The organism is Gimesia fumaroli (assembly GCF_007754425.1).
Lineage (GTDB): Bacteria > Planctomycetota > Planctomycetia > Planctomycetales > Planctomycetaceae > Gimesia > Gimesia fumaroli.
Genome location: NZ_CP037452.1, coordinates 6,777,185 through 6,801,066, shown reverse-complemented (window position 1 = coordinate 6,801,066; position 23,882 = coordinate 6,777,185). Strand labels below are relative to the sequence as shown.

General features: G+C 47.4%; 22 protein-coding genes and 1 tRNA gene. 17 read left to right on the top strand and 6 right to left on the bottom strand.

The genetic code is table 11. From position 1 onward, the window contains the following. Positions 1-4: 4 nt before the first annotated feature. The 15 genes from Enr17x_RS25685 to Enr17x_RS30305 all read left to right on the top strand — a co-directional run bounded on the left by Enr17x_RS25685 (position 5) and on the right by Enr17x_RS30305 (position 14,793). Positions 5-424, top strand: a complete 420-nt coding sequence (locus tag Enr17x_RS25685) for a hypothetical protein (RefSeq protein ID WP_145312710.1) — start codon at positions 5-7, stop codon at positions 422-424. A 1,200-nt stretch (positions 425-1,624) separates the two neighbouring features. Next, positions 1,625-2,008 carry a hypothetical protein gene (locus Enr17x_RS25680; RefSeq protein ID WP_145312708.1) on the top strand — a complete coding sequence of 128 codons (384 nt, stop codon included), beginning with the start codon at positions 1,625-1,627 and terminating at the stop codon, positions 2,006-2,008. A gap of 153 nt (positions 2,009-2,161) precedes the next feature. Beyond that, entirely contained in the window at positions 2,162-3,385 is a 1,224-nt protein-coding gene (locus tag Enr17x_RS25675; protein WP_145312353.1) for an IS4 family transposase, read from the top strand. A 303-nt stretch (positions 3,386-3,688) separates the two neighbouring features. Next, positions 3,689-4,708 carry a glycosyltransferase family 9 protein gene (locus tag Enr17x_RS25670; RefSeq protein ID WP_145312706.1) on the top strand — a complete coding sequence of 340 codons (1,020 nt, stop codon included), beginning with the start codon at positions 3,689-3,691 and terminating at the stop codon, positions 4,706-4,708. Between the two features lie 88 nt (positions 4,709-4,796). After that, the gene (locus tag Enr17x_RS25665) at positions 4,797-4,982 is read left to right on the top strand and encodes a hypothetical protein (protein ID WP_145312704.1); all 186 of its coding nucleotides are present in this window, start codon (positions 4,797-4,799) and stop codon (positions 4,980-4,982) included. 135 nt (positions 4,983-5,117) lie between these two features. Next, positions 5,118-6,692: a glycosyltransferase family 9 protein gene (locus tag Enr17x_RS25660; protein ID WP_145312702.1), complete on the top strand. Its 1,575-nt coding sequence runs from the start codon at positions 5,118-5,120 to the stop codon at positions 6,690-6,692. A gap of 114 nt (positions 6,693-6,806) precedes the next feature. Then, positions 6,807-7,466 (top strand): sulfotransferase family protein, encoded by a 660-nt coding sequence (locus Enr17x_RS25655; RefSeq protein WP_145312700.1) that lies wholly within the window; start codon positions 6,807-6,809, stop codon positions 7,464-7,466. A 136-nt stretch (positions 7,467-7,602) separates the two neighbouring features. Further along, the gene (locus tag Enr17x_RS29770; protein WP_198000807.1) at positions 7,603-8,346 is read left to right on the top strand and encodes a hypothetical protein; all 744 of its coding nucleotides are present in this window, start codon (positions 7,603-7,605) and stop codon (positions 8,344-8,346) included. After that, complete coding sequence (locus Enr17x_RS25650) at positions 8,336-8,764, top strand: iron-sulfur cluster assembly scaffold protein (protein ID WP_198000806.1); 429 nt, start codon at positions 8,336-8,338, stop codon at positions 8,762-8,764. Before Enr17x_RS29770 ends, Enr17x_RS25650 begins: the two co-directional genes overlap by 11 nt. Beyond that, the gene (locus tag Enr17x_RS25645) at positions 8,761-10,902 is read left to right on the top strand and encodes a glycosyltransferase family 2 protein (RefSeq protein ID WP_198000805.1); all 2,142 of its coding nucleotides are present in this window, start codon (positions 8,761-8,763) and stop codon (positions 10,900-10,902) included. Before Enr17x_RS25650 ends, Enr17x_RS25645 begins: the two co-directional genes overlap by 4 nt. Continuing rightward, on the top strand, positions 10,877-12,094 hold the full coding sequence (locus Enr17x_RS25640; protein ID WP_145312696.1) for a glycosyltransferase family 29 protein: 1,218 nt from the start codon (positions 10,877-10,879) through the stop codon (positions 12,092-12,094). Before Enr17x_RS25645 ends, Enr17x_RS25640 begins: the two co-directional genes overlap by 26 nt. Further along, on the top strand, positions 12,094-12,558 hold the full coding sequence (locus Enr17x_RS25635; protein WP_145312694.1) for a heparin lyase I family protein: 465 nt from the start codon (positions 12,094-12,096) through the stop codon (positions 12,556-12,558). Before Enr17x_RS25640 ends, Enr17x_RS25635 begins: the two co-directional genes overlap by 1 nt. A gap of 107 nt (positions 12,559-12,665) precedes the next feature. Next, entirely contained in the window at positions 12,666-13,556 is an 891-nt protein-coding gene (locus Enr17x_RS25630; protein WP_145312692.1) for a radical SAM protein, read from the top strand. A 151-nt stretch (positions 13,557-13,707) separates the two neighbouring features. Continuing rightward, positions 13,708-14,508 (top strand): helix-turn-helix domain-containing protein, encoded by an 801-nt coding sequence (locus tag Enr17x_RS25625; RefSeq protein ID WP_145312690.1) that lies wholly within the window; start codon positions 13,708-13,710, stop codon positions 14,506-14,508. A 9-nt stretch (positions 14,509-14,517) separates the two neighbouring features. Further along, a complete protein-coding gene (locus Enr17x_RS30305) occupies positions 14,518-14,793 on the top strand; it encodes an integrase core domain-containing protein (protein WP_198000803.1) in 276 nt (91 codons plus the stop codon). 273 nt (positions 14,794-15,066) lie between these two features. On the opposite strand, the gene Enr17x_RS25615 is transcribed toward Enr17x_RS30305, so the two are convergent. From Enr17x_RS25615 to Enr17x_RS25590, 6 genes are all read right to left on the bottom strand, one after another. Next, positions 15,067-15,140: transfer RNA gene (locus Enr17x_RS25615), tRNA-Arg, on the bottom strand. A gap of 309 nt (positions 15,141-15,449) precedes the next feature. After that, positions 15,450-15,845: a hypothetical protein gene (locus tag Enr17x_RS25610; protein WP_198000802.1), complete on the bottom strand. Its 396-nt coding sequence runs from the start codon at positions 15,843-15,845 to the stop codon at positions 15,450-15,452. Positions 15,846-16,334: 489 nt separating this feature from the next. Further along, the gene (locus Enr17x_RS25605) at positions 16,335-16,601 is read right to left on the bottom strand and encodes a hypothetical protein (protein ID WP_145312686.1); all 267 of its coding nucleotides are present in this window, start codon (positions 16,599-16,601) and stop codon (positions 16,335-16,337) included. A gap of 320 nt (positions 16,602-16,921) precedes the next feature. Continuing rightward, positions 16,922-17,854 carry a fumarylacetoacetate hydrolase family protein gene (locus Enr17x_RS25600; protein WP_145312684.1) on the bottom strand — a complete coding sequence of 311 codons (933 nt, stop codon included), beginning with the start codon at positions 17,852-17,854 and terminating at the stop codon, positions 16,922-16,924. A 152-nt stretch (positions 17,855-18,006) separates the two neighbouring features. Beyond that, a complete protein-coding gene (locus Enr17x_RS25595) occupies positions 18,007-20,226 on the bottom strand; it encodes an ABC transporter permease (RefSeq protein ID WP_145312682.1) in 2,220 nt (739 codons plus the stop codon). Next, positions 20,223-21,356, bottom strand: a complete 1,134-nt coding sequence (locus Enr17x_RS25590; RefSeq protein WP_145312680.1) for an HlyD family secretion protein — start codon at positions 21,354-21,356, stop codon at positions 20,223-20,225. The genes Enr17x_RS25595 and Enr17x_RS25590 overlap by 4 nt, the downstream gene beginning before the upstream one ends. Before the next feature lie 606 nt (positions 21,357-21,962). Between Enr17x_RS25590 and Enr17x_RS30300 the strand changes: the two genes are divergently transcribed. Both Enr17x_RS30300 and Enr17x_RS25580 read left to right on the top strand, forming a co-directional pair. Further along, on the top strand, positions 21,963-22,514 hold the full coding sequence (locus Enr17x_RS30300) for a type II secretion system protein (protein WP_198000801.1): 552 nt from the start codon (positions 21,963-21,965) through the stop codon (positions 22,512-22,514). A 499-nt stretch (positions 22,515-23,013) separates the two neighbouring features. Beyond that, positions 23,014-23,850 carry an OmpA family protein gene (locus tag Enr17x_RS25580; protein ID WP_145312676.1) on the top strand — a complete coding sequence of 279 codons (837 nt, stop codon included), beginning with the start codon at positions 23,014-23,016 and terminating at the stop codon, positions 23,848-23,850. Positions 23,851-23,882 lie beyond the last annotated feature (32 nt).

Genomic DNA, 23,882 nt, shown 5'->3' with positions numbered 1-23,882 from the left:
AACTATGGAAGATCAAGCCACTGATTGTGTGACTTTTTGTGCAAATTTCCCAGATGATTCAGAATGGAATAAAGAAGGAGATTTAATTACACCAGGTGGAAGGGCGATTGCATCAGTCTTAGTAGAGTGTTTAATTAAACAAGGCTTAAACGTAGAACCAGAAAAGCAGCATAGTTACTATGCTTGGCTAATAACAGTAAGATCTGAAAAAATCAGGATGGAATTATATTTATATGATTTGCAGCCGTGGGTTCTGATCTGTGAAATAAAACGTAAGTGGTTTAGGAAAAATGCGCTTGAGGATTTACACCAACAAGTGATAACAAAACTAAGGGAGGTCTTACATACTGACAAACGTTTTTCTAAGGTAAGATGGGCGACAAAAGAAGAGCTTGCCGCAGAAGGAATACTGAAGGAGTACTAGTTCGAACAGAAAGGGGAAGCAAAGCACATAAGTGCCCAAGATGACTTGCGTTGAAGTCTCTAACATAACAACCAAGGCCCTTTGGGACAAAGCCAAAAATGGATATACCCACGTTTGGAAAAGGACCTATTCAAAAAGGTGAATGGAAGGATGAGAAATCAAAATAACCAGGACAATTTTGAAGAGATAATAATTTACCACACGGAGTGATGCCCAATATCTAATAATCTATCAATGTCATCTTTGGGAACGAATTATAAAACGATTAGGAGGACTTAAATACTTTAGCATTCTGTCAATCACCACTGCGATTTTACTCACAGTAGTATTTCTGAGTCTACGGATCATGGAAGCGAGTCAAAGTCCTTGCGCACTATATGAATAGATTAGGTTTGAAGTTCCCCAGAAAGTATAAGGGTCCCTTGTAATAACCCATTTAGCCGATTTATCAAACGAACTCCTGAATACGCTCCGTATATGATCGGTTCGGGAGAATTGACTACCATTCAAAGAAATTTTAATACAGATTTTTGAATAAATTTTATAACTGCCTATTTTATATCGAATTTTATAAAACTAGGAATGAATTATGAATAAACGCTCTTTTTAAATAGGTTATCTAAAAGATCTTTTTAAAGAAAGATCATGGAAAAATTCTATACAGCTAACCGAAAGTGAAAGCCGGCTTCTACATTTTTTTTTAAAAGACGAGGATCCACGACTAAATAAATTTTGGTTACAGTGGCAATATGCGAAAAGATATAAGAGAGAATTCACGACACCAAATAAAGATCAATATGAGCTAAGATGGATGAACTCTAGGGGATGCTTATCACACAATTGTTTTAAACCTCGTGTTGAAAGCAAACAACTTATATTCACGGATCCATTAACTGAAAAAGAACTTGCTTTTAAATTAATGATACAGCCTTATGGTTGGTGCGGTCCACTTATAGGCCATACTCTTGACGGATCACCTTTTCCTCTAAAATGGGAATTTAACGGATTAAATTCCCATAACCAAAGCAGCAATATTCTTGATCTTCCAAAGTTAGCAGATCAGGATGAGGGGATAAAAAGGTTAGAGAATTGATTACACCCCTTTCAAATTAATGTGTCCTTCCGGTGAGCGTGCATGGAGCTTGATATCGATCCTGAAAACAGTGAGCTTGATATCGATCCTGAAATAAGGTGTAAGAAATGAAAATATGGGAATTGTTCAGACGCAAGCCAACAAACTATAACGAAATATTTGGTGATATAAGTGGTAATTCTGCCAAATCATTTTATGAATCTTGTTTTAAAAACAACAATTACAAAACGATAAAGGTGAGTCTTCCAGAGGAGATTCGACTTTCAACGAGTTACGATTTCAGCAATTTAGAGTATTTTGAATTCCCCAATCGTCCTATCAAGCAACCTGACCATTGGATCTTAGGCAATCATGTGGAATTAGATACCCCTACGATTATTGTAGATAAAGAAAAGAAAATCATGTTAGAAGATGTGTACTTAGATGGAACACACGATAGGACTTATATAGCAGAGAATTTCATAACATTTTTAGAATATATCGAAGGTTAAAAGAGGTCAGGACCAATCCTGTTCGGCACAGTTTATGCTACCTTTTAAAAATCACTGCGAACAGGGAGTTTTCGTGTAATTCGTGCCGTTCGTGGTTTGTAAATTGGTCAATCTGCACACAGGAAGGCGCGTTGACTGTTTGAGACTTCTGTCATGCCACGAACGAAGCGCGCCAAGATTAAAGAACAGGAAATCACCGGCCTGAAGTATTTCCGACAGTTGGGAAGCCTGCTGCAGGAACTGCATGACGTCGGCTGTGAACGTGACCGCGCTGGCAATCGCAGTCTGCACATGGATCAGTATTGCACGATGATCCTGCTCTATCTTTTTAATCCCATTGTGACGTCTCTACGCGGTCTGCAGCAGGCCAGTGAACTCAAAAAGGTCCAGAAAAAACTGAAGTGCCCCCGCGCTTCTCTTGGCTCGCTCTCTGAATCCGTGGCTGTCTTCGATTCGGAACGACTGAAGCCGATCATCGCCACCCTGGGTGACAAGCTGGCGCCAATTGCGAAAGACAGCCGACTGCAGGACATCAAGCATACGATGACCCTGGTTGATGGAACCGTAATTACCGCGTTGCCCCGCATCGCCCAGGCTTCATTTCTCGAAACACAATCCGGTCATTCCAACCTGATGAACTGGACGCTGCATACGCACTTTGAAGTGGACTGCCACGTGCCGACACGAATCGACGTCACTCCCACCGGCGGAGGAGAATTCGACGAACGAGCCGTGCTGGACCGCGCCGTTGAATCGGACCGCACATATGTGATGGATCGCGGTTACGCGAAATTCGAACTCTTTAATCAGATTGTCGAATCTGGCAGCAGCTACGTCTGCCGGATTCGTGACAACAGTGTCTACGACGTTCTATCAGAGCAGGAACTGACAGACGCAGACAGGGCCGCTCACGTCATGAGTGATGAGATCATTCAACTGGGATCAACTCAAGCGAAATCAAAACCCAATCATCAGCTCCGGTTGATTCAGATCGAGATGGAACCACATCAGAAGCGAACTCGCTATGGCGGCAAGAGCACGGGGCCTAACTGCGATGGCGTGTTGCGGATCGCGACCAATCTGCTGGACGTTCCCGCTGAAATCATTGCGCTGATGTATCGTTATCGTTGGACAATTGAAATCTTCTTCCGTTTCTTCAAGCATATGCTGGGCTGTCGTCACCTGTTGAGCAGATCGCAAAACGGCATCGAGATTCAGACTTACTGCGCGATCATCGCCTGCATGCTGATCAGTCTGTGGACGGGTCGCAAACCGTCGTTACGCACCTATGAAATGATCTGCTGGTATTTCACCGGCATGTGTGACGAGGAAGAACTGCTGGCGCACATCTCCCGGTTGCAAAAACAGAACGACTGAAACACGGGCCGTCGGTACGTCTCGTCTGCCTTACTTCACGCTGCGCCGATTTATCTGAGAGCGAGTGCTCGCATTGCCACTCCGCAGATTTTACAATCACTCAAGGCCCTGATCCAAAAATCAAACGCCGTGAGCAACTGCCGGGCCGAACAGGATTGGGTCAGGACTCTTTTATAATAGACCTGCCCAATTATTACTCTGTCAAGACTTGAAATCAATTTTTAACACTCTGACTTCTATCTGTAACTTAATTTTTTTTCTATCCAAATTATTTCTAAACCAGCCAAAGGATTGGCCAGCCCAATGGAACCACGGAAGATCATTCTAAGCAACTCACTCAGCCCTGGCGACATCGTCATGCTGACCGCGACGGTTCGAGACCTTCATCGGGCCTATCCCGGTCGCTATCTGACCGATGTCCGCACGACCGCAATGCAAATCTGGGAGAATAATCCCTACATCACTCCTCTTGATCCCCAAGAGCCGGGAGTCACGACGATTAAAATGCACTATCCTCTGGTGCATCAGTCAAATACCAGTTCATTCCATTTCATTCATGGGTTTACCCAGTACCTGGAGAAACAGCTGCAACTGAAAATTCCGGTCACCAGATTCCAGGGAGACATTCATCTGGCAGATCAGGAAAAACGCTGGATGTCTCAAGTGGCAGAGACCGGCTTTCGGGGGAACTTCTGGATTATGATGGCCGGCGGAAAGTATGACTTCACCGCCAAGTGGTGGAACCCCGCGTTTTATCAGCAGGTTGTCGATCACTTCCGGGGCCGGATTCAATTCGTGCAGTGCGGCGAAGCGAAACATTTTCACCCGCCCTTAAAGGGAGTGATCAACCTGATTGGGAAGACAGACACTCGCCAGTTCATCAGACTCATGTATCACGCGGATGGCGTGGTCTGCCCGGTCACGTTTGCCATGCATTTGGCCGCCGCGGTGGAAACGAAACGGGGTAAACCAAAAAACCGGGCCGCCGTCGTTCTGGCGGGAGGCAGAGAACCCGCTCAATGGGAGGCCTATCCTCATCACCAGTTTATGAATACGAACGGTGCCCTGCGGTGTTGTGATCAGGGAGGCTGCTGGAAATCACGCTGCCAACCGGTGGGCGATAATGATCCCAAAGACCAGGATCTTTGTCTGTATCCGGTTCAGGTGGATGAAAACCTGCAGATCCCCCAATGTATGAACATGATCACACCACAGGACGTCATTCGGCGGATCGAAATGTATTACGAAGGTGGTGCCCTTCAATATAATCAACCGGAATCGATAGCACATTCTGTTGCCGACCTCGAAGCACAAGCCGCGTAAGAAGAACTATGTAAACGTCCCCAATCATCAAGATCAGGCTGACGGAACGGAATCCCTGACACACTTGAGTTTTATAAGGCAGAAAAGCATGGAAGTTTTTCAAACCGCATTATCAGTCAATAGCCAGTTGGTATTACAACCTCGCCACGACCAGCCTGCTTTTCAGCAAACCATTACCAGCCTTATAAAGGCAAGTTGGCAACAGTTACAGCTGTTTGCCAATCCCGACATTGTGATGCTGGCAGACGATTCTGATTTGATCCATTCGGAGTGACCAATGTGGTTACTTTATGTGATTTCATTGTTTTCAGATAACATCAAAGGTTCCAGTCCGGAATCATTTATGAAGATCTTGACCTTATTTTAAATATCGCTTCCACAAGTTAAATCCAGGCAAAGCTTGAATGAGATGAATAAAGATATTTTGCAAACACCAAGAAGGCGGGACGCCCATGCGAATCCTGATCCAAATGAATCCAGACCAGTGAAGTTTTTTCATGGTTTGGGAGATAGTGTTTATTTTGCTCACTCACTTCCGCTCTATGCGAAACGTGGTCATAAACTCAAAATCCGTTGCCGACCTGACAAACACATTTTGTATAAGCCAACCGGTTTAGAGATTATCACAACCAATCAGAATCATGTTCAACGCCATCCATGGAAACACCCACCGCGAATAGATCAATTGCACCCTTGGTCAAATAATAAAGCGGGAATGAATCTCAGCCGTCAACCAATGCCTGAAATTGGGGAGCCCGACGAGTTATGGGATGAATATTGTGCCATACAATTAAACATCGAACCTTTTCTTTCTGACAAATCACGGGCAGAAGTCCGTTTACTCATAGAAGAACTACCCAGACCACTCATTTTGCTGCATACGATGGGGAATTCGCTTCCCAGGCGAAAAAACATTTCACCAGAAATTACAGTTGAGTTGTATCAACAGCTTTTAGATCGTACGTCTGGGACTATCATCCTTCTGGATTGGGATAACCGTGTCCCACGTACCAGTAATAAGCGTGTCCGACATCTGACTGATGACTTACGTTGTTTAAATACTGAGGAACTTTTGACACTTATGACTATGTCAGATCTATTAATCGGAATTGATAGCGGTCCATTACATTTGACGCGTTATACAAACACTCCAGCAATCGGAATATGGACGCATCATTTTCCTTCACACTTCACACTACCGAGAGAACGCACTCTTCATACTGTCATTCGGGCATTAGCTGGTAAGAACAAAACCAGGCAGCTCCGAACGCCTTTTAATATCGTCGAACAGACAACTGGTTCCGAACACGAACCTGGCATACTGGCCGATCTATCTGTGCGGATGCTTGAAAAACCTCGTTATTTAACAAAAAGCCTGATTGGAGCCGATGTTCAACTTCAGAAAATTGTAGAAGAACATGACCAGAGAGTGTTTGGCCATCAAGATAACCATCAGGGTTTTGATTTGCTGTTCGAGGAAATCGTAAAGCATTTTGAAGCCCCTGTGATTGTAGAGACTGGCATGATCAAGCCCAAAGAGAATTGGGAAGGGGCTACATTTTCCACTTATTTATTCGGCGCATTCTGCTCTAAATATGGAGGGCGGGTTGAATCCGTCACCCTGAGTGAATGGAGTTGTAAATTCGCAAATTTGTGGAGGGAGCTTTTAAAAAAATCCGTTTGCGTCCACCATGAGCATGCGTGTTCATTCTTAGATTCACTGGATGACAGAAGTATTGATGTCTTGTACCAGGGCAGCATTGATTCTGACCGTTCTCCCTGTGCTCAAGATTATATGGAGGAACTAAAGTCAGCTTATCCTAAACTTCATGATCATTCCCTGATCGCATATGCCGACACTCCCTGCCGAAAAGACACATCTCGCAGGCGAGGTAAACTTGCAATACCGTGGTTGCGCGAACGGGGGTGGGAGGTGCTTCACGAAGGGCATCTGGTAATTCTTTGCAAAGCAAAGACTATCTGAGAGCATTCAATGACAATTGTGTACTCACGCTTTTTAGCTGCACTCTGTCATTCAGGAAGATATAAATCAAACAATTGCTGAATTGAAATAAACGTTTTTTCAAGGGTTCGATAAATGAGTATGATTCCAAACCATCAACGAATGGTCATTGTGTTAGGCATGGCACGGTCAGGAACTACAATTTTTACATATATTCTTGCTAAGCACCCCGAGTTTGGACTTTTCCGGGCAGGGTCTGAGGCATGGGTTCTGGAGAATGCCTGTATCCCAGATAAAAACATTAATCGCCTGCAGGAAGTCTCAGAGTTATACCCTGCTAGAAAATACGTTCTACTGAAACGCCCCTGGCAAGAGAAACATGCTCAATGGTTTAAAGAAGTCATGCCAAACGCACGGTACATTATTATGTTGCGTGAGCGTGATGGAATCATGAAGAGCTGGAATGGTTCAGGAAACTGGGCTATTCGAGGTCATGACGGTTATCAAAGTGATCCTGAAGCATACTATGGCGAATACCGGGATTATGCTTTGTCATTCCCCGATATTCTTGGTCATGAATCTTGTCAAATCATAAAGTATGAAGAACTTTTGAATTCTCCTTCTGAGGTATTCAAACGGCTTTCAGCGTGGCTCGAAGTCAAAAACAGCTTTGATGTATCACTGTATAAGCAAAACGGTCATTGGGATAAAAAGCGATCTCAGGAATTCCCGAAAGGAATTGTTGAGATTAGTCGTTTTGGTCAGGAAGAATATGAAGCACGTAAGGCCTGCTAAAGTAGTGATCTGATTTGATTCATGTTTTTCAAGGGAGGCAGAAAATCATTGAATCAAATAATCCCTCCAGGCATGGCCCTCACGCCCAGAACCCAACTATACGGACTCTTGTTTCAATTTCAAAAGGCAGAAAAGCATGGACGCTTTTTCAAACCGCAATATCAACCAGTGGTCTATCGGCATCACAACAGCCCCTCGCACGCAGCCAACGCTGCAGCAGACCATTGCCAGTCTCAGAGCGGCCGGCTGGCAACAGTTGCAGCTGTTTGCAGAACCGGGAGTTGAGGTGCCAGAAGGTGATCCTGATTTGATCACGACACAGCGTCCGGTGCAGTTAGGCGCTTTCCCCAACTGGTATCTGTCGTTAACAGAAATGATGTTGCGCGATCCGAAATCCGAAGCGTATCTGATTTGCCAGGATGATGTACTGTTCGCCCGGAACACACGCGATTATCTGGAATGTCATTTGTGGCCGGCTGCCGAAATTGGCGTCGTTTCGATCTATTGCCCCAGTCATTATCAGCAAAATCAGGACCCCGGTTTCGTGCGCGAAGACCGCGGCTGGCATAGCTGGGGGGCATTAGCCTATGTCTTCTCTAATCCCTCCGCCCGTCTGCTTCTCAGCGATGTCGCAGTCTTGAGTCACCGGGGATTTGGACCCGCAGAGGGTTTGAGACAGATCGACGCTGTCGTGGGCCTCTGGTGCGAAAGGCAGCATCTGCCTTACTTTGTGCACTCTCCCAGTCTGGCGCAGCATGTCGGCAAAACTTCCACCCTCTATCCCCAGGCTTCCGCACTGGGACATCGTCAGGCTTCGCATGTCATGCATACGATTCCCCCAGAATCATTATCAGAAAGAGGAGCTCCTGTTGAAGGCTAAACAAACTATGGAGACACCGGAATCAGACTTGGATGATGAAGATTTTCTGCGGGCGCATTATGAGTCTCAACACCACAGGGGACGACTGGAATCACCTACGGTCAGCTTTTCGCTGTTGAATCGCACCTGTGGTGATTGCGTAATACTTGATCTGCAACTTGAAGACAGCCAGATCACTCAGGCTAAATTTGAAGCCCAGGGGTGCGTGATCAGTCAGGCTGCTGCCTCCATATTGTGTGAACTGATTACGGGGATGGAAATTGCTTCTCTGAAGGAGTTTGATGCCCCTGCAATGCTGCAGGCGATTCGTATTCCTTTATCGCCGCGGAGAAAACGATGCGGACTGCTGGCCTGGGAAGCCTTACAGAGCATGCTGACCGAGTTGAATCATCAGGTGAAAGGAGACAAAGACGAATGATCGCAGAATGCCTTGCTGTAGAAATTTTACTACCAGATACTCCGCGTGCCGGACAAACGGAAGACATATCGGATCGATGTGCCGACCTTGAGTTGTCTACAGCGATCGTGGAAGTGCTCGAATCCATAGCCTGTCTTTCCAGAGGAGAAACCGGGGCTGAATCAACGGGCAGCCACCAGTCTCGAACGGTTTATTCCGAGCTTTGTAAATGGCTTCCCCGGGAACAGATTCAAAAGAGTCAGTGTCAGCTCCGGCTGAATCTCAAAGGAAATCTGCTAACGAGGCACGAACGTCTCGCAGAATTACTGGAACTGACCGGGTGTCAGCTTGAGATTTACCTGCAGAACACGCTGCCAGACTTTCAGGCCAAATACAGGCAGATCCAGAAACTCATCGAACGCTGGCAGCGAAGCTATGACCTGGATGTCAGTGTGCAGGTGTTGGGAAATACAGCGATGAGTGACGATTCCAAGAGCCTCTTTCGTATTGGTCGCCCAGTCGATCTTTCCGAAACCGGAACACTGTATTTCCAGTACCGTGATGGCTCAATTCAAAAAGCGGACCAGACTCGTTCATCCCAGCCGGTAAAGCGGATTCATCGCAGTCCACAGGTGGTCTCTGCTGACTATGACATCGACATATTTGTCCCCTATTTTCGAAACCTGCAGCTGGTGCCGCAGACCATCGATTCGATTCTCTGGCAAGCTGGCGTGAAACCTTTCATCCACCTGGTCAATGACTGCTCGCGAGAGGATGACCGCCCCCTGTTTGAACGTTACAGACATCTCGATAACGTAGCCTGGTACAAGACCAAGCGAAACTGCGGGCCCTACGCAATCGCGAATAGTCTGTTTTATCACATGAAAACAGCGTTCATTGGTATTGCTGACAGTGACGACATCTACCTGCCGTGGCATTTTGCAACTGCTATCAGTGATATCAAAGAGCACCATGCGCAGGCATGGGGCAGTATTATGTCGCAGTTCCTGAACCCCCTGGAGTCACATTTGCCTCGCAATGTCGCGTTACCTAAGAATCATCCGATCGCCGATTCCGGTAAAAATGTCGGTCTACCTTACCCTCGACTTGTGAATGGCACAATGGTTGTACGCCGGGATACATTCGAGGCGCTGAATGGATTTAATGGGAACTGGCACTGTGCTGCAGACACTGAGTTTTCTCAGCGGGTACAGTTTCCCAGTGATGCAAACGCGGAATTCGAGAAAACGGTCCACTTCTCAGGTGAGACAACAGCTCTCCGCCGTGTCTGTAGCAACAGCCTTTCAAACTCGGATGGGCGATTTGGTCTCAAATCTCCGGAGCGTGATGCAATCAAAGCAGAGAGTATCCGCCGATACGAACTATGGAAAACTCAGGAGAAGATCGAGCCGCGACAATACGGCACACTCGACTCCCAGGAGGACGTACTCGACTCGGATTATCGAATCAGCACGGCGCGGGATTCCAAGGTCTATGCCTGCCTGACCAGCATCCCCCGGAGAGTCTATGCCCTGGAAAAGACCATCGCTTCGCTGGTCGACCAGGTGGACGGCATCAAAGTACATCTGAATGACTACCAGTTTCTTCCCCCGTTTTTGAAAAACCCGAAAATAGAAGTGGTCCACGGTGACAATAGTCTGATGAGCTGCACCAAATTCCTCTGGGCCGATCGCCTTGACGGGTACATTCTGACGTGTGACGATGATCTGATCTATCCTCCTGACTACGTCGAGCGGATGCGTTCCGCGATCGACAAATATAAGTGCATCGCCTGTGCCCACGGCAGTAAGCTCAAGCCCGGCATTATTGACAGCTATTACAAAGATCGAACAGTCTACGATGCCCGACTGAAAGTACGCGAAACCACCTTCATTGACGTGCCTGGTACCGGCGTCATGGGGTGGCACACGGATGATGTTAAGCTGTCAATGACTGATTTCGATTTGCCGGGGATGGAGGACATCGCCGCCTATCGGGCGATTTATCAGCATTCCTACATGGCAGTTGTGGTGGCGCATCCCGATGGCTGGTTCAAATCGTCCACACACAAAAACGACGGCGGACTTTACAGCGAATCAGTCCGCAACGACTCGAAAGAAACAGAGGTGATCAATGCCAATAAAAACCACAGAGTCTGACATCTCGGTAATCATACCGGCAAAGGGCAACAGCACCCGCATCCCGAAAAAGAACCTGCAGGAATGGCGAGGAAAGCCGCTATTGCTGTGGTCGATCGAGTATGCACTGTCCGAGGGGTTTATCCCGTATGTCACGACAGAAGATGCTGAGATCAAAGCCTATGCGCAGCGATGTGGTGCCAGGGTGATTGACGAACCGGAGCATATGACAGACCTCAAGTATCAACTGTTGGCGGAATGGCTGAGTGATAAACTGCAAACAGATCTGATCTTTCTCCCCTGTACTTCTCCCTTGCGCAGGCCGGGTCAGGTGCATGAAGCGGTCGAAAAACTAAAATCGCATGACAGCGTATTTGTCGCTGCCAGGTTGCCGTCTGAATTTGTTTGTAATCAACGCGGTAAGATTATCAATCGTGCCATGGCCGTAGATGGCATGCCGCCGTACAGCCAGGAGTTGGTCGATGATCCACACTACCTTAGAACCGGATCGTTGATGGGGGTGAAGTATCCCGTCGTGCAGGGCAATACAGATCTTCTGCACGGTGATGTAAGTCTGATCGAAGCTCCCTGGAATGACACTGTTGACATTGATTACCCGGAGGATTTAGAGCGTCCGAACGTTGTCGTGGTGGGCAATGCTTCGAATTTAAAGGACCGCAAGATTGGTTGGCTGATCGACGATCACGATGTTGTGGTCCGTACGAACCACTATCTGACAGAGGGATTCGAGGCGTCGGTTGGCAGCAAAACAACTCACTGGTCGATCGTCTGCATTCAGGCGGTTGTCGATCACTTTGAAAACGCAGGGCCGAGAGACTGCTCATCATTAGTAGAGGTCTGGCCGCGGCATTGCGGTGACGACTCGCTTTACGCTACTGTGTGCAGCCACCTGCAGAATGCTAAGACAGTGTTTCAGATCGGAGGTTGCCGTGCCCTGGAAAAATTCGAACGTTTCAGAGAGGACCGCAGACGCACCACCTGTATGACCACCGGAGTCCACACGATCGCCAATGCGATCGACCGCTGGGGCGGACCGATTCACATAGCCGGTTTCGGTTCAGCTGAAAAGTTTGTCAATGGCTACTATTACGACGAAAGTAGAACATTCAGCAGTTACCATGACTACGAACTCGAGCGGCAAATGTTGAATGAGTGGGAGTCGGACGGCTACATTAAAAGGATCGATCAGTAATGCTATCAAATCCCATCCTGTTCGGCATCACTGGAAACATTCGAATTGAGGACGGACAAGCGGTTGCCGAATATAGTTCGAATGGCCGGTCAGAGGCCAGGTTTGAACAGACCAAACGCGACCGAACACACGTGGCATATTCATTCAGAATGGAGCGACCGGCGCCGGGTAAGTTCCTCTGCGTATTGCAGTTCCACGACTGGTGGCAAGTGCCGCAATTCGACAAGCCGACGTCATTCATGGCGACGCATCCACCCATTTTGTTTTACGTCAAGAACGACGAACTGTGGTTGCAGACAAATGTGCTAACGGGCCGAATCTCTCACAATTTTGAAAAACAGTGGCTTGAAATCACAGAGACGGATCGGCAGCACCACTTAATCCAGCCATTCGAAGATGGTACCTGGACTGATCTAGACGTTGAAATCGAATGGTCTAAAGAAAGGATACATACGCTGCAATGATGTAATGGTCAGGATGTGCACGATCTTCAATGACAACCCTGCTCATATTAAATTCGGGCTTTACGGCCCGATCGCTCCTGGCACGACTAATACAGTAAGGAAATTCGATGTTAGCTATTCCTAATCTAGAGATCCACGCTACCTATGCCTGCAACCTGCATTGTAAGAGTTGTTCGCATTTCTCTGATATGAAAGTCGGCAAAAATGTTTCGCTGTCGGATATCACCTCACAGATGATGCAGTGGAGCGGTCGGATGACTCCGAAGTTCTTTTCCATTCTGGGCGGCGAGCCAACATTGAATAAAGAACTCTGCGGGATTGTTCGCGAGTGCCGCAAGCAGTGGCCATTGACCCAGTTGAGATTAATTACCAACGGATTTTTCCTACAGAAGCATCCCGACCTGCCAAAAATTTTGCAGCAGACTCAGTGCGATCTAGCCGTCTCGGTGCACCACGACGGTCCCGAGTACACCGAAAAGCTGAAACCGGTACGGGAACTGCTCGACCAGTGGCAACAGCAGTACAAGTTTAAGCTCACAATGCGGGCGTCTGCGAAGACCTGGCGTACTACGTTTGAGGGGTTTGGAGGCGACATGGTTCCCTATGATGATGGCGATCCAGAAAAAAGCTATAAAATTTGCGTTGCGAAGCAGTGCCCCCAGATCTACGAGGGGAAAATCTGGAAGTGTCCGCAACTGGCCTACATCCACCTCGTTAACGAGAAGTATGGATTGAGCGACGTCTGGAATAAGTTCTTAGCCTACCGCCCACTGTACCCAACCTGCTCCGACGAAGAGATGCAGCAGTTCTTTGCGACCAAGGCCGAGTCCGCGTGTGCGATGTGCCCGGCACATCACCGACACTTTGAGGTTCCGAATCCCTTGCAACCGTCAGCTGGAAAGCCACAGGGGCACTGCGATACAGATAAAGAAACGAGAAAGAAGACGGATGTCTCAATGGCACCAAGCATCAATAACCAGAAAATGCCTCGTGTATAACGCTCCATACCTGCCTGTTTCTTTTGTATTCCATAAAACGGTTTTTCGTCCACGGACAGGACATCGTAACGGGTATCTTCCTTACGTTATTACAAAGAGCCAGACCGATCATTGGATTTTCAGAATCTGTTTTTACACCTATGAGCTTTCTATGAAATTCATCCTTCAACCTTGGCAACTGTTCGTCATCATAATCGCGGGTTGGGTTAACAAGCAGCAACAGGATGTGATTGAATACCTGAGAACTGAGAGTCAGGTTCTCAAAGAGAAACACGGTAAAAAACGCATTTTACTAAATGACGATCAGCGCCGAAGACTTGCCGTTAAAGGAAAGGTCTTAGGCCGAAAGCGACTTGCGGAAGTGGGGACCTTGTTTACACCTGATACCATTCTTCGTTGGCATAAAAAGCTGGTAACCATGAAATGGGATTGTTCTAATCGAGGCAAGAGAAAATCAGGTAGACCCAGATTATCTGATGAGATTAAGCAACTCGTGATTCGAATCGCAAAAGAAAATACTGCCTGGGGATATGACCGGATCGCTGACGCTGTCGTAAATGTGGGCTACAAAATCTCTGACGAATCAGTACGTAATATTCTCAAAAAGGAGGGTATCGAACCAGTACCTGATCGGAAACGCCAGAAAACATGGAGTACATTCCTTAAGACCCACTTGGAGGTATTAGCAGCAATCGACTTCACCACAGTGGAAGTCTGGACGAAAGGTGGTCTTGTGACCTTCTATCTGTTGTTTGTAATGGAACTGAAGACTCGGAGAGTGCAATTTGCCGGTTGTACGATGAATCCACACGAGATATGGATCAAACAGATTGCCAGAAATCTGACAGATGAGGATGAAGGATTCCTGCGTGAGAAGCAAAAATTAATCATGGATCGAGATACGACATTTTCTGAGTCATTTCAAATGATCTTAAACCAGTCAGATATTTAGACGATTGTCTTGCCACCACGGTCTCCTAATCTGAATGCTTTCATTGAGCGTTTCTTTCGCTCGCTCAAATCAGAGTGCCTCGACAGAATGATATTCTTTGGTGAGAACTCATTAAGAAATGCAGTGAAGGAGTACTTGATTCATTATCACAAAGAGCGGAATCACCAGGGATTTGATCATCAGATCATTGAACCAGGAGAGGAAGTTGGCCAAAGCGATGGTGAGATTGAGTGCCGCGAACGACTTGGCGGGATGATGAACTATTTCTATCGCAAAGCGGCGTAGTGATTCTGATCATCTCATTCAGTTTCTTCTGCAATCGCGGTATGCACACTCTATAGAAATCCAACTCGAAAGTCTCCTATCTTACCAGCGTAGGATGAGAGTCAGTCAAGAATGGATGGTATCAACCGATTAGAAAGCCAGATTATTAAAGAGTTTAACGCGCGGCTGAATAAATTGACCCTACGGGGATAAGTGGGGGGAATGCCAAAGGCCTTCGTCGGGGTGACGAAGGCCTTTGGGTTGTAAGTGGTTTTCTCAGCGTGAGATATGAAGTACACCCCGCAGGGTTCGAACCTGCAACCTTCGGTTTCGTAAACCGATGCTCTATCCAATTGAGCTAGGGGTGCCTATCCCCGATGGGGAAAGGGTATTCTAGCGAGGCGGTTCTCCCTTTTAAAGCCTTTCGCAAGCAGGATTTGAATCTTTTTCTTAGCTCCAGGCCAGATTTGGGGCCTCAAACCGGGGTTCGAATCGCCTGAAAGCTGGTTCTGGCTGGTTTGTTTCCCCTTTTTTCGCAGTTCATGGGGAGTCTCTGATTCTTTAAGACACCTGTGTTGCTGCTCTGGTTCCCCGCAGCATATTAAAAAAGGCTCTGTTCACGAAGAACAGAGCCTGAACACTTTCAAACCGTTTTTAAATCGGAGTCGAAGCCAAATTTAGTGATGGCCGTGGTGACCATGACCGCGATGTCCGCCATGATGGCCGTGACCGCGGTGACCACTTCTATAGCCGCCTCGATAGCCGCTACGGTATCCACCGTATCCGCGTCCGCCACTATAAATGCCGATCCCGAATGAGGGGCTACTATAATAGAAGCCACCAGATCCATATGAGGGATAGGAATTATAATAGCCGCCGTAACTCGGATAGGAATAACCATAGCCGCCATATCCGTAGCCTGAATAACAGCCACCTGCTTCGGCCTGTTGAGTTGGCATTAACAACAGGGTACTCCCCATTACCAGTCCCATACAGAGAACCAGTTTTAATGCCTTCGATTTCTTGTTCGGTTTTGACTGAGCCTGGTTAACCGCATCTGTTTTGCTTTGCATCGTTTCTCTCCTTGGAAAAATGAATCAAACTGAGTGCTGTCGAATTTATGAAAAGCGTCCTCGCTTAGTGTCAGACACTCGATTGCAGTACGGTTGAGATTCCATCACTCATCACCAACTTATCCGTCTGCCGTAATAAGAAGAAACGCGATAAGTGTGCCAGAACGGTTTCATACAACAATCATTTGCTTAACTCATTAAATTATAAAAGCTTAAGACACGAAGCTTTTTTAGAGCTGTTTAGCGAGGGTTGAAAACCGTCCCGAAAACGCATCAACCGACATCAAACTGAGGACAGGAAAATCGAGACGTCAGGCAGGAATTGCCGAAGGATGAGAAATAAAAAAACAAGCCTCTCAATCAAATGATCGGGCCGAACCAAATGAATGAGAGACTTGAGAAAACGTGCCTGATTGATCCTGGGGAACAGGAACCGGCCCGACAAGATCAGCTAAAACCTGATCAAGGCGGAGTTATTAAAAACATGGATTACCATCCATAATAGAAACCGAAACCGGGCGTATAAAATCCGGCCCCATTCCCGCGGTAATAGTGGTTGTTATACCTGTTGGAATATCGGTTATAGTGATTTCTGTAGCGGCGGCCCGCATTACGGTAATTCCGTCTAGCCTGACGGTAGTTCCGTTCAAAATGTCGTTGATAACTTCGATAACGCGGTCTAGCCTCACTGGTATTCATTGCGCCTACAAGTAACACACTACACGCCAGCGTGGCGATCGTCAGTGCACGTTTCATGGTCTTGTCTCCTTGATAAGAACCGTGTTGTCTGCCCGCATCCCCAATTGAATGAAGGCAACAACCCATATTTTTTCGTTTGTCTTATCTCAGGATAAATGCAACAGATGTGCCATTTGCGCAGTATTTGAGGCGAATCGGCATAAACCATGTCTCCATTTAGGTTTAAAAAACGATATTCTCTCAAGTTTTCAATATCAGCGCGCAGAACCTGTTGTAGAAATGTGAAACGTGTGGTCGAAACGAGAACAATCAAGCCGTTCTGCTGCCAGCAACTCTCATGATACATGTTGGTTCGTGCCGTGATGTAGAAACGACATTCAGACGACCGGATTTTTCAAGACGCCGATCTGTTCAATCTCAGCGTGCAGTTCATCGCCGTTTTTGAGGAACTTATTCTTCGAAGCGCCGACACCACTGGGGGTGCCGGTGGAAATAATGTCACCTGGTTCGAGTTGCACAAAGCTGGAAATGAATTCGATGATGGCGGCGACGGGGAAAATCATTTCTGCCGTCGAGGAATCCTGTTCTACGTTTCCATTGACTGACAGTTTCATTTTAAGCGTCTGAGGATCTTCGATTTCGCTGGCAGGAGTGATGCACGGTCCCATCGGACAAAACGTATCATGCCATTTTCCGTGCAGCCAGTCAAAGAAGCCGTCTTTCTCGCGCTGGGTGCGTTCCGGGTTCGGTCGGAATATTCGGTCAGAGATGTCATTGATGACGGTATAACCGGCGACGTAGTCGAGTGCCTCTGCTTCTGAGACGTCTTTACAGGCTTTGCCGATGACAATGCCCAGTTCCAGTTCCCAGTCAATATGATCGGGGGAGACTGCGGGAATTTTGACTGGCTGTCCGGGATGCGTCAGCGTTGTGGTGGGCGGTTTCATAAAGACATAGGGAAATGTTTTTTGTCGTTCCTCAGCTTTGCCGCCCCCTTCTTCGATATGTTTGGAATAGTTGCCGGCCAGCAGCAGGAGTTTGGACGGATTGGGAACGGGCACCAGCAATTCGACATCTTCAATTGGAATGGAGATTGGAAACAGTTCTTCATCCATGGACTGTTTCAGCTGTTGTTCGATGGTCAATACCGTTTCGTGTTGCGCGCCTCCGGGGAGAAATGGAAGGAGGCCAGCCTGTTCTTCTACGACGATTCCTGCCATTTCTGCAGCAGCACTCAATGGGATGATTGAGTCTTCCGAGTAGAACCCACAAGAAATCTTATTTTTAAACTGGTATCGACATAATCTCATAATTTGCAGGCTCCTGTAGGGGGAGATCGAAGTGGAGTGAACGGTTTGCGGGATGGTCGTGCTGGTTACGAGACCGGAGAAATCAATCTCCGGGCGTTGATTTCAATATTATCTTACCGTTTTTATTACGGCTAACCAATTCTCAGGTCTCCTTATGATAGCTGCTTTTGGAATCTCTTTAAACTGATGCCAATAATAGCGATGCAACACAGGGTGAGTCCTGCGATATGCGGCAGTAAATCGGTGATATCTGCACCGCGCAAAACAATCCCCCTCAGAATTTCCAGGAAATAAGTAACGGGAATAATGAACGTGAAGAGATAAATGGGAAGCGGCATCTGAGAACGCGGAAACATGAAGCCCGATAATAAAACGGAAGGCAGCATAATTAGAAACGCGAACTGAACCGCCTGCAATTGCGTGCGGGAAACGGTGGAGACCAGCATTCCCAATCCCAGGCCGCAAACCAGAAATAAGAGAGACAGAACTAATAATTCCCAGAGAGATCCATGAATGGGAACGCCAAAAAAGAAGACCATGACGGTTAACACGATCAACGTTTCGACAAAACCAATCAATGCATATGGAACCAGTTTCCCCAGCATCAAGCCGGATTTACTGACCGGAGTCACGAACAGTTGCTCCAGCGTTCCCAGTTCCCGTTCTCTGACGATTGCGAATGATGTCAGAAACAGTGTGACTAGCTGTAAAATAATCCCCACCAGACCGGGGACAAAAAAGTGCGAACTTTCCAGGTCCGGGTTGTACAACAGACGCGGCCTGACTTCGAGCGGTAGCGCCGCGGCGCCTTGGGCATCGCGGGCAGGAACCCGGGGCAGAGTCTCGGCAAACTGTTTCGCCATTTGGGTCGAGAGATTCAGCCCCAAGAGATTGGAAGCGTTCAACGCGGTTGTTGCGACCTGCGAATCGCTGCCGTCAATCAGTACCTGAACCGAGACCTGCTCTCCTCGTAGCAGGCGATCCGAATAGTCGGGGGGAATAATGACTCCGACCTTTGCTTTGCCCGACTGGAGTGCGTAATGGAAAGCATCCTCATCAAAGACGCGTTCGATAATCTGAAACGTGCGCGTATTGGCAAAGGTGTCTCTTAATTCGCGCGCACTGGAGCGTCCATCCAGGTCATAGATGACCGTCGGAATATTTTCGATTTGCGTATCAATGGCAAAACCAAAAATGATCGTCTGTAACACCGGAACAGCAAACACGAACAGAAGCGTTGCCGGTTCACGACGGACGTGCGAAAATTCTTTGACCAGAATCGCCCAGAAGCCCGCCATGAGACTTGCGCGCGTGGGAGCCGGCTTTTTCCTGATGAGCTGGTCTTCCGACACGATTTCCGATTCTGGCGACTTGGGGCTCGTCGGTTTCGGACAGACTTCTACTGGTGTCTGTGTCGACCGATCTATATCACTATGATTCAGCCCCTCTGCTCGGCTTAACGTGACAAAGACATCTTCCAGTGAGGGGGTGATCGGCCTGATCTGGGCTGTTTCCCGTTCTTCTTCAATTTGCTGGAGCAGGTCCGTTTCTGATAAACGCTGGTCTGCCAGCACATGAATGGTTTGACCGAAGAGCGTCGCGTCCTGCACGCCGTCCAATTCGCGAAAGGTGGCCAGTTTGGTGGCGGGGTCAACCGTTTCAATTTCAAAGCGGGCGGTCCCCTCTGGGGTAACACTGGGCAAATGCTTTAATTCATCCGGTTTTCCACAGACGATCAACCGTGAATCATAAATGTACCCGACATCACTACAGCGTTCGGCTTCGTCCATATAGTGTGTGGTGACGAACAGTGTGACGCCCTGCCCGGCCAGGTCAAACAGCAGGTCCCATAAATCCCGCCGTGCGACCGGATCGATGCCCGCTGTTGGTTCATCCAGAAAAAGAACCTGTGGTTCATGGATCAGGGCACAGCCCAAAGCCAGACGTTGTTTCCAGCCGCCGGACAAACTGCCGGCCAGTTGATCCAGCCGATCGCCCAGTGAGGTTAGTTCGATAATCTCCTGAAATCGCTGTTCCAGTTTCTCGGGACTGAGCCCATAGATACGACCATAAAATTCGATGTTTTCCCGTACGCTCAAATCGGAATACAGACTGAAACTCTGCGACATATAACCAATCTGGCGTTTGATTTGTTCTGCATCATGTGCGACGTCAAAGCCTAAGACGTGCGCCGATCCTCCCGTGGGCTGCAGAACCCCGCACAGCATGCGGATGATCGTTGATTTTCCGCTCCCGTTCGGGCCGAGTAAGCCGAAGATAGCACCCCGTTCAACTTCGAAGCTTACCTGGTCGACGGCGCGGAGTGAGCCAAAATTGCGTGTGAGTCGATTGAGTTGGATCACAGAGCTCATGGTCTGGTGTCCTTTTTGTCTAACCAGACATCTGCGGACATCCCTGGCCTGAGCAACTTGTCCTGACCTTCAATTCTGACTTTGATGCGAAATACCTGTTTTGAACGTTCTTCAGGAGTCTGTACGTTGCGTGGCACAAACTCGGCCTGACGTGAGACAAAAGTGACGCGTCCTTTGAAGACTTTGTCAGGGTAACTGTCAATGGTCACATCCACTTCCTGGTCGATATGAATATCCAAATGATTCTCGGGCACGTAGCAGCGCACCCATAAGTGATTCCAGTCGAGAATGGAAATGACAGGAACATTGCTGCCAACCAGGTCTCCCGGTTGTAAGGTAACCGCTTCGATTGTTCCATCCAGCGGAGAAAAGACTTTCAATTCCTGGATCTGATCATCGATGACTTGTAACGACGCTTCCGCTTTGTTCACAGCTGCTTTCGCTTGTGCGATGTCTTCGCGGCGATTTCCATTTTTCAATAATTGCCAGTCTTCTTCAGCCTGCTTTAACTTAGCGCGGGCTTCTTCAATCTCTTCTATTCGCGTTCCTTCTTTTAATAAATCAAGGGCCTTCTGTCGGACCTCTTTTCTGGCGGCGGTTGCCTGCAATTCGGTGTTCGCTGTATCCAGCTCATCTTTCGAGGCCGATTTTTTGGCAAACAGTGTCTCGATCCTCGTCTGTTTTGCTTTTGCCAGCCGGTACTCTGCATCCGCCAGTTGCAATTCTGCGACGGCAGAATCGATTTCCTGTTGTCGGGGGCCGTTCACTAATAAGGTTAACCGTGCTTTGAGTTGATCCACCTGGGCCTGAGCTTTGGCAATTTCTTCGGTTCGAAAGCCGGCCACCAGCTTTTCGTAATTAGCTTTCGCTTCGGCTAATCCGGCGACTGCTTCGGCACGTCGCTCCAGTAAGTCATACGGTTCCAGTTCAAACAGCAATTCACCTTTGGAAACCGATTGGCCTTCTTCGATCAGAACCTGTTTGACTCGCCCCCCCACGCGTGAACCGGGACGAATGTCATCTGCTTCCAGAAAGCCTGAGACCTTCAGAGGCACATATCGATTTTGACTTAGGATTAATGCGGCGATCAGCACCGCTGCTAAGACGATCAGTCCCAGAATTCTTTTCAAGTGAGTCTCCTCTTTGCTGTCAATCCAACTACTGATCCCGGTTCATCCCCAGATGAGTGGTGGGGATGTTATTGATTTATCTCAAGAGCGTTTATTTTACAGGAAACAGAAACAATACAGTAGTAAGCCCCCCTCTTTAGTGGCTCTAGTTTGTGCACGAAATTCTTTTCTTACCCTCCGGTCCTGTTTGAAATGGTTATGCCAGTGAAGTCCGGGTCAAGCTTACACTGGTTCATAATCTACAGTTGAGACTTCAGTAAATCAGAGTGCTCAAGAATCAGGCAACTTCAAACTATGACGGTGTTTCTTTGATGAATCAAAAAATAAATCCCGGTTAAACACTGAGTAAAACGATGGTCTTATCTCATTATACATTAAGCACATAGGGATATATTTCTGTTTGTCCAAGATGATGCATTTCTGCTTTGGCACATGATTCGCTTTGAGTCTAAATCACGATAATCATCAAACAGCAACATTCTCTTAAACATGTGCCCTTATAACTCCGGGCGTTCAAAGTATGTGCTCGAAACTGTTTGATGAGCATATTGTCAATCTGTTTTATAAGGAGAGATGGTGAGTGACTTCCCATCTAAGAAGAGAGGAATGAAAAGAGGCTTTACCCTAATCGAATTAATGGTGGCTATTGCATCAATAGCCGTTCTCATTGCTTTGTTGTTACCCGAGATTCAGAAGGCACAGGACGCCTCCTTGAAACACAAACAGCAAGAAGGTCCTTATTGGGTCTATCGTGAATATGAGTATGCTGGCGGCCCCGTCATTTCCGAAATTTCAGGTACCTATAAGCATTCACTCCAGGAAATTCTGGATATGTATGCGATCAATTTAAAAAAGCAACAGAAAGAAAACGCCATGGCGTTGCAGGCTGAAGAAGATTCTTACACAGAATCTGAAATGACCTCAGCGCCCGTTGATGCCCTCAAGCCGGGTGACGCTATCTGTCAGACTTGCTTTGTTGACGAAGAAGCGCCCCCCGAATTATCAACAGCAGAAAAGATCCGTAAGACAAAACGGGCTCTGAAAAACTTTAAATTGGATCTGTCTCAAAACAAGGCTTCTCTGGTTGCCCGAAGAAATGTGGCAGAAGCGATTAAGCTACTCGAACAGGATTTGAAACGGCTCCAGGCGAAGCTTTAATTTACGGAACTGTTTTCGGTTGTTGCATTTGAATCTAACTCTCCAACAAAACAGGTGGCGTTTGACTCGTTGTCATGCCTCACCTGTTTTTGTTTTTTACCCCCTGTGCTTGTCGCGAGATTCTCCTGTATCTCCCCTGTTTTGTAGATATTTCAAACTCTTAAAATCCGTCTTTTTTTGATCATGTTGCTCTTGGCACAATAAACCAGACGCGATATAAATCCGCTTCTGTTGGCTTTTGAATGAGTAAACCTCTCTCACTTCACACTACGAATTTAATTGCCCGGCAGGATATGCAATCGCATATCACATCTCAAAACCTACCAACCCATTAAAATTGATTTTTTATTCCATTCATCTTTCCTTGAATCAGCCTGGCTTTTCAAGATTGTGTGAATCTTCATGCTATGTCTCTACATAACCTGTGGTGCCATTCTCATGAAAGCTTGCGCAACTGGAATCGTGATTCTATTCAGAGTGAGATAAAGGAGCACCGAAGATGCCCATCATCGTACGGGTATGCCTGCTTAGCGCAGTGTGTTTATTTACTATGACTCAGACGGCCTGTAAGCGTGGCCCCAATGCGCAACTGCGTCAGAGCATGTACCGTTCACAACAGCTTTATGATCAAAACATGGAACTGGCAATGCAACGTGACCAGTTTCAGCAGTCTGCGAACGCACTGCAGCATGAGCGCGATCAACTGGCAATGCGCAGCCAGTCGCTGGAATCCAATTTGAACATCGCTAACAAGCGGCTGGACAATTTGAACTCCGAACGTTCTGAAATGCAGCAGCGTTATGTGAGCCTGATGAAAAAAGCAAAAGGCCAGCCGAGCCCCCTTGATGGCGAAGGCACTCGCCGCTTCCAGGAACTGGCAGACAAATATCCCGATTTCGAATTCGACCCGAATACGGGGGTCAGTAAGTTTCATTCAGACCTTCTGTTTGATTCCGGTAGTGACGTCCTGAAGCCTGCAGCGAAAGAAATTCTGAATCAGTTTGCTGCAATCATGAATGACGGCAATGCATCACGCCTGAATGTCCTGGTTGTGGGGCATACAGATGACAAACCGATCTCGAAAGCAAATACGCAACGGCGTCATCCTACAAACTGGCATTTATCCACGAACCGGGCAAACTCGGTGGTGCTTTCACTTTCCAAGTTTGGTGTGAAACAGGACCGGATGGGTTCTGCCGGATACAGTATGTTTCAGCCGGTGGTACCTAATCAGAATGATTCCGCACGGCAGAAAAATCGCCGCGTTGAAATCTTCGTACTTGCACCAGATGCCGTCGTAGCAGGTTGGGATCCGAACCCCACAATACTCCACTAGAGCGCATCACATTTTACTATAGCGTGTCTCGA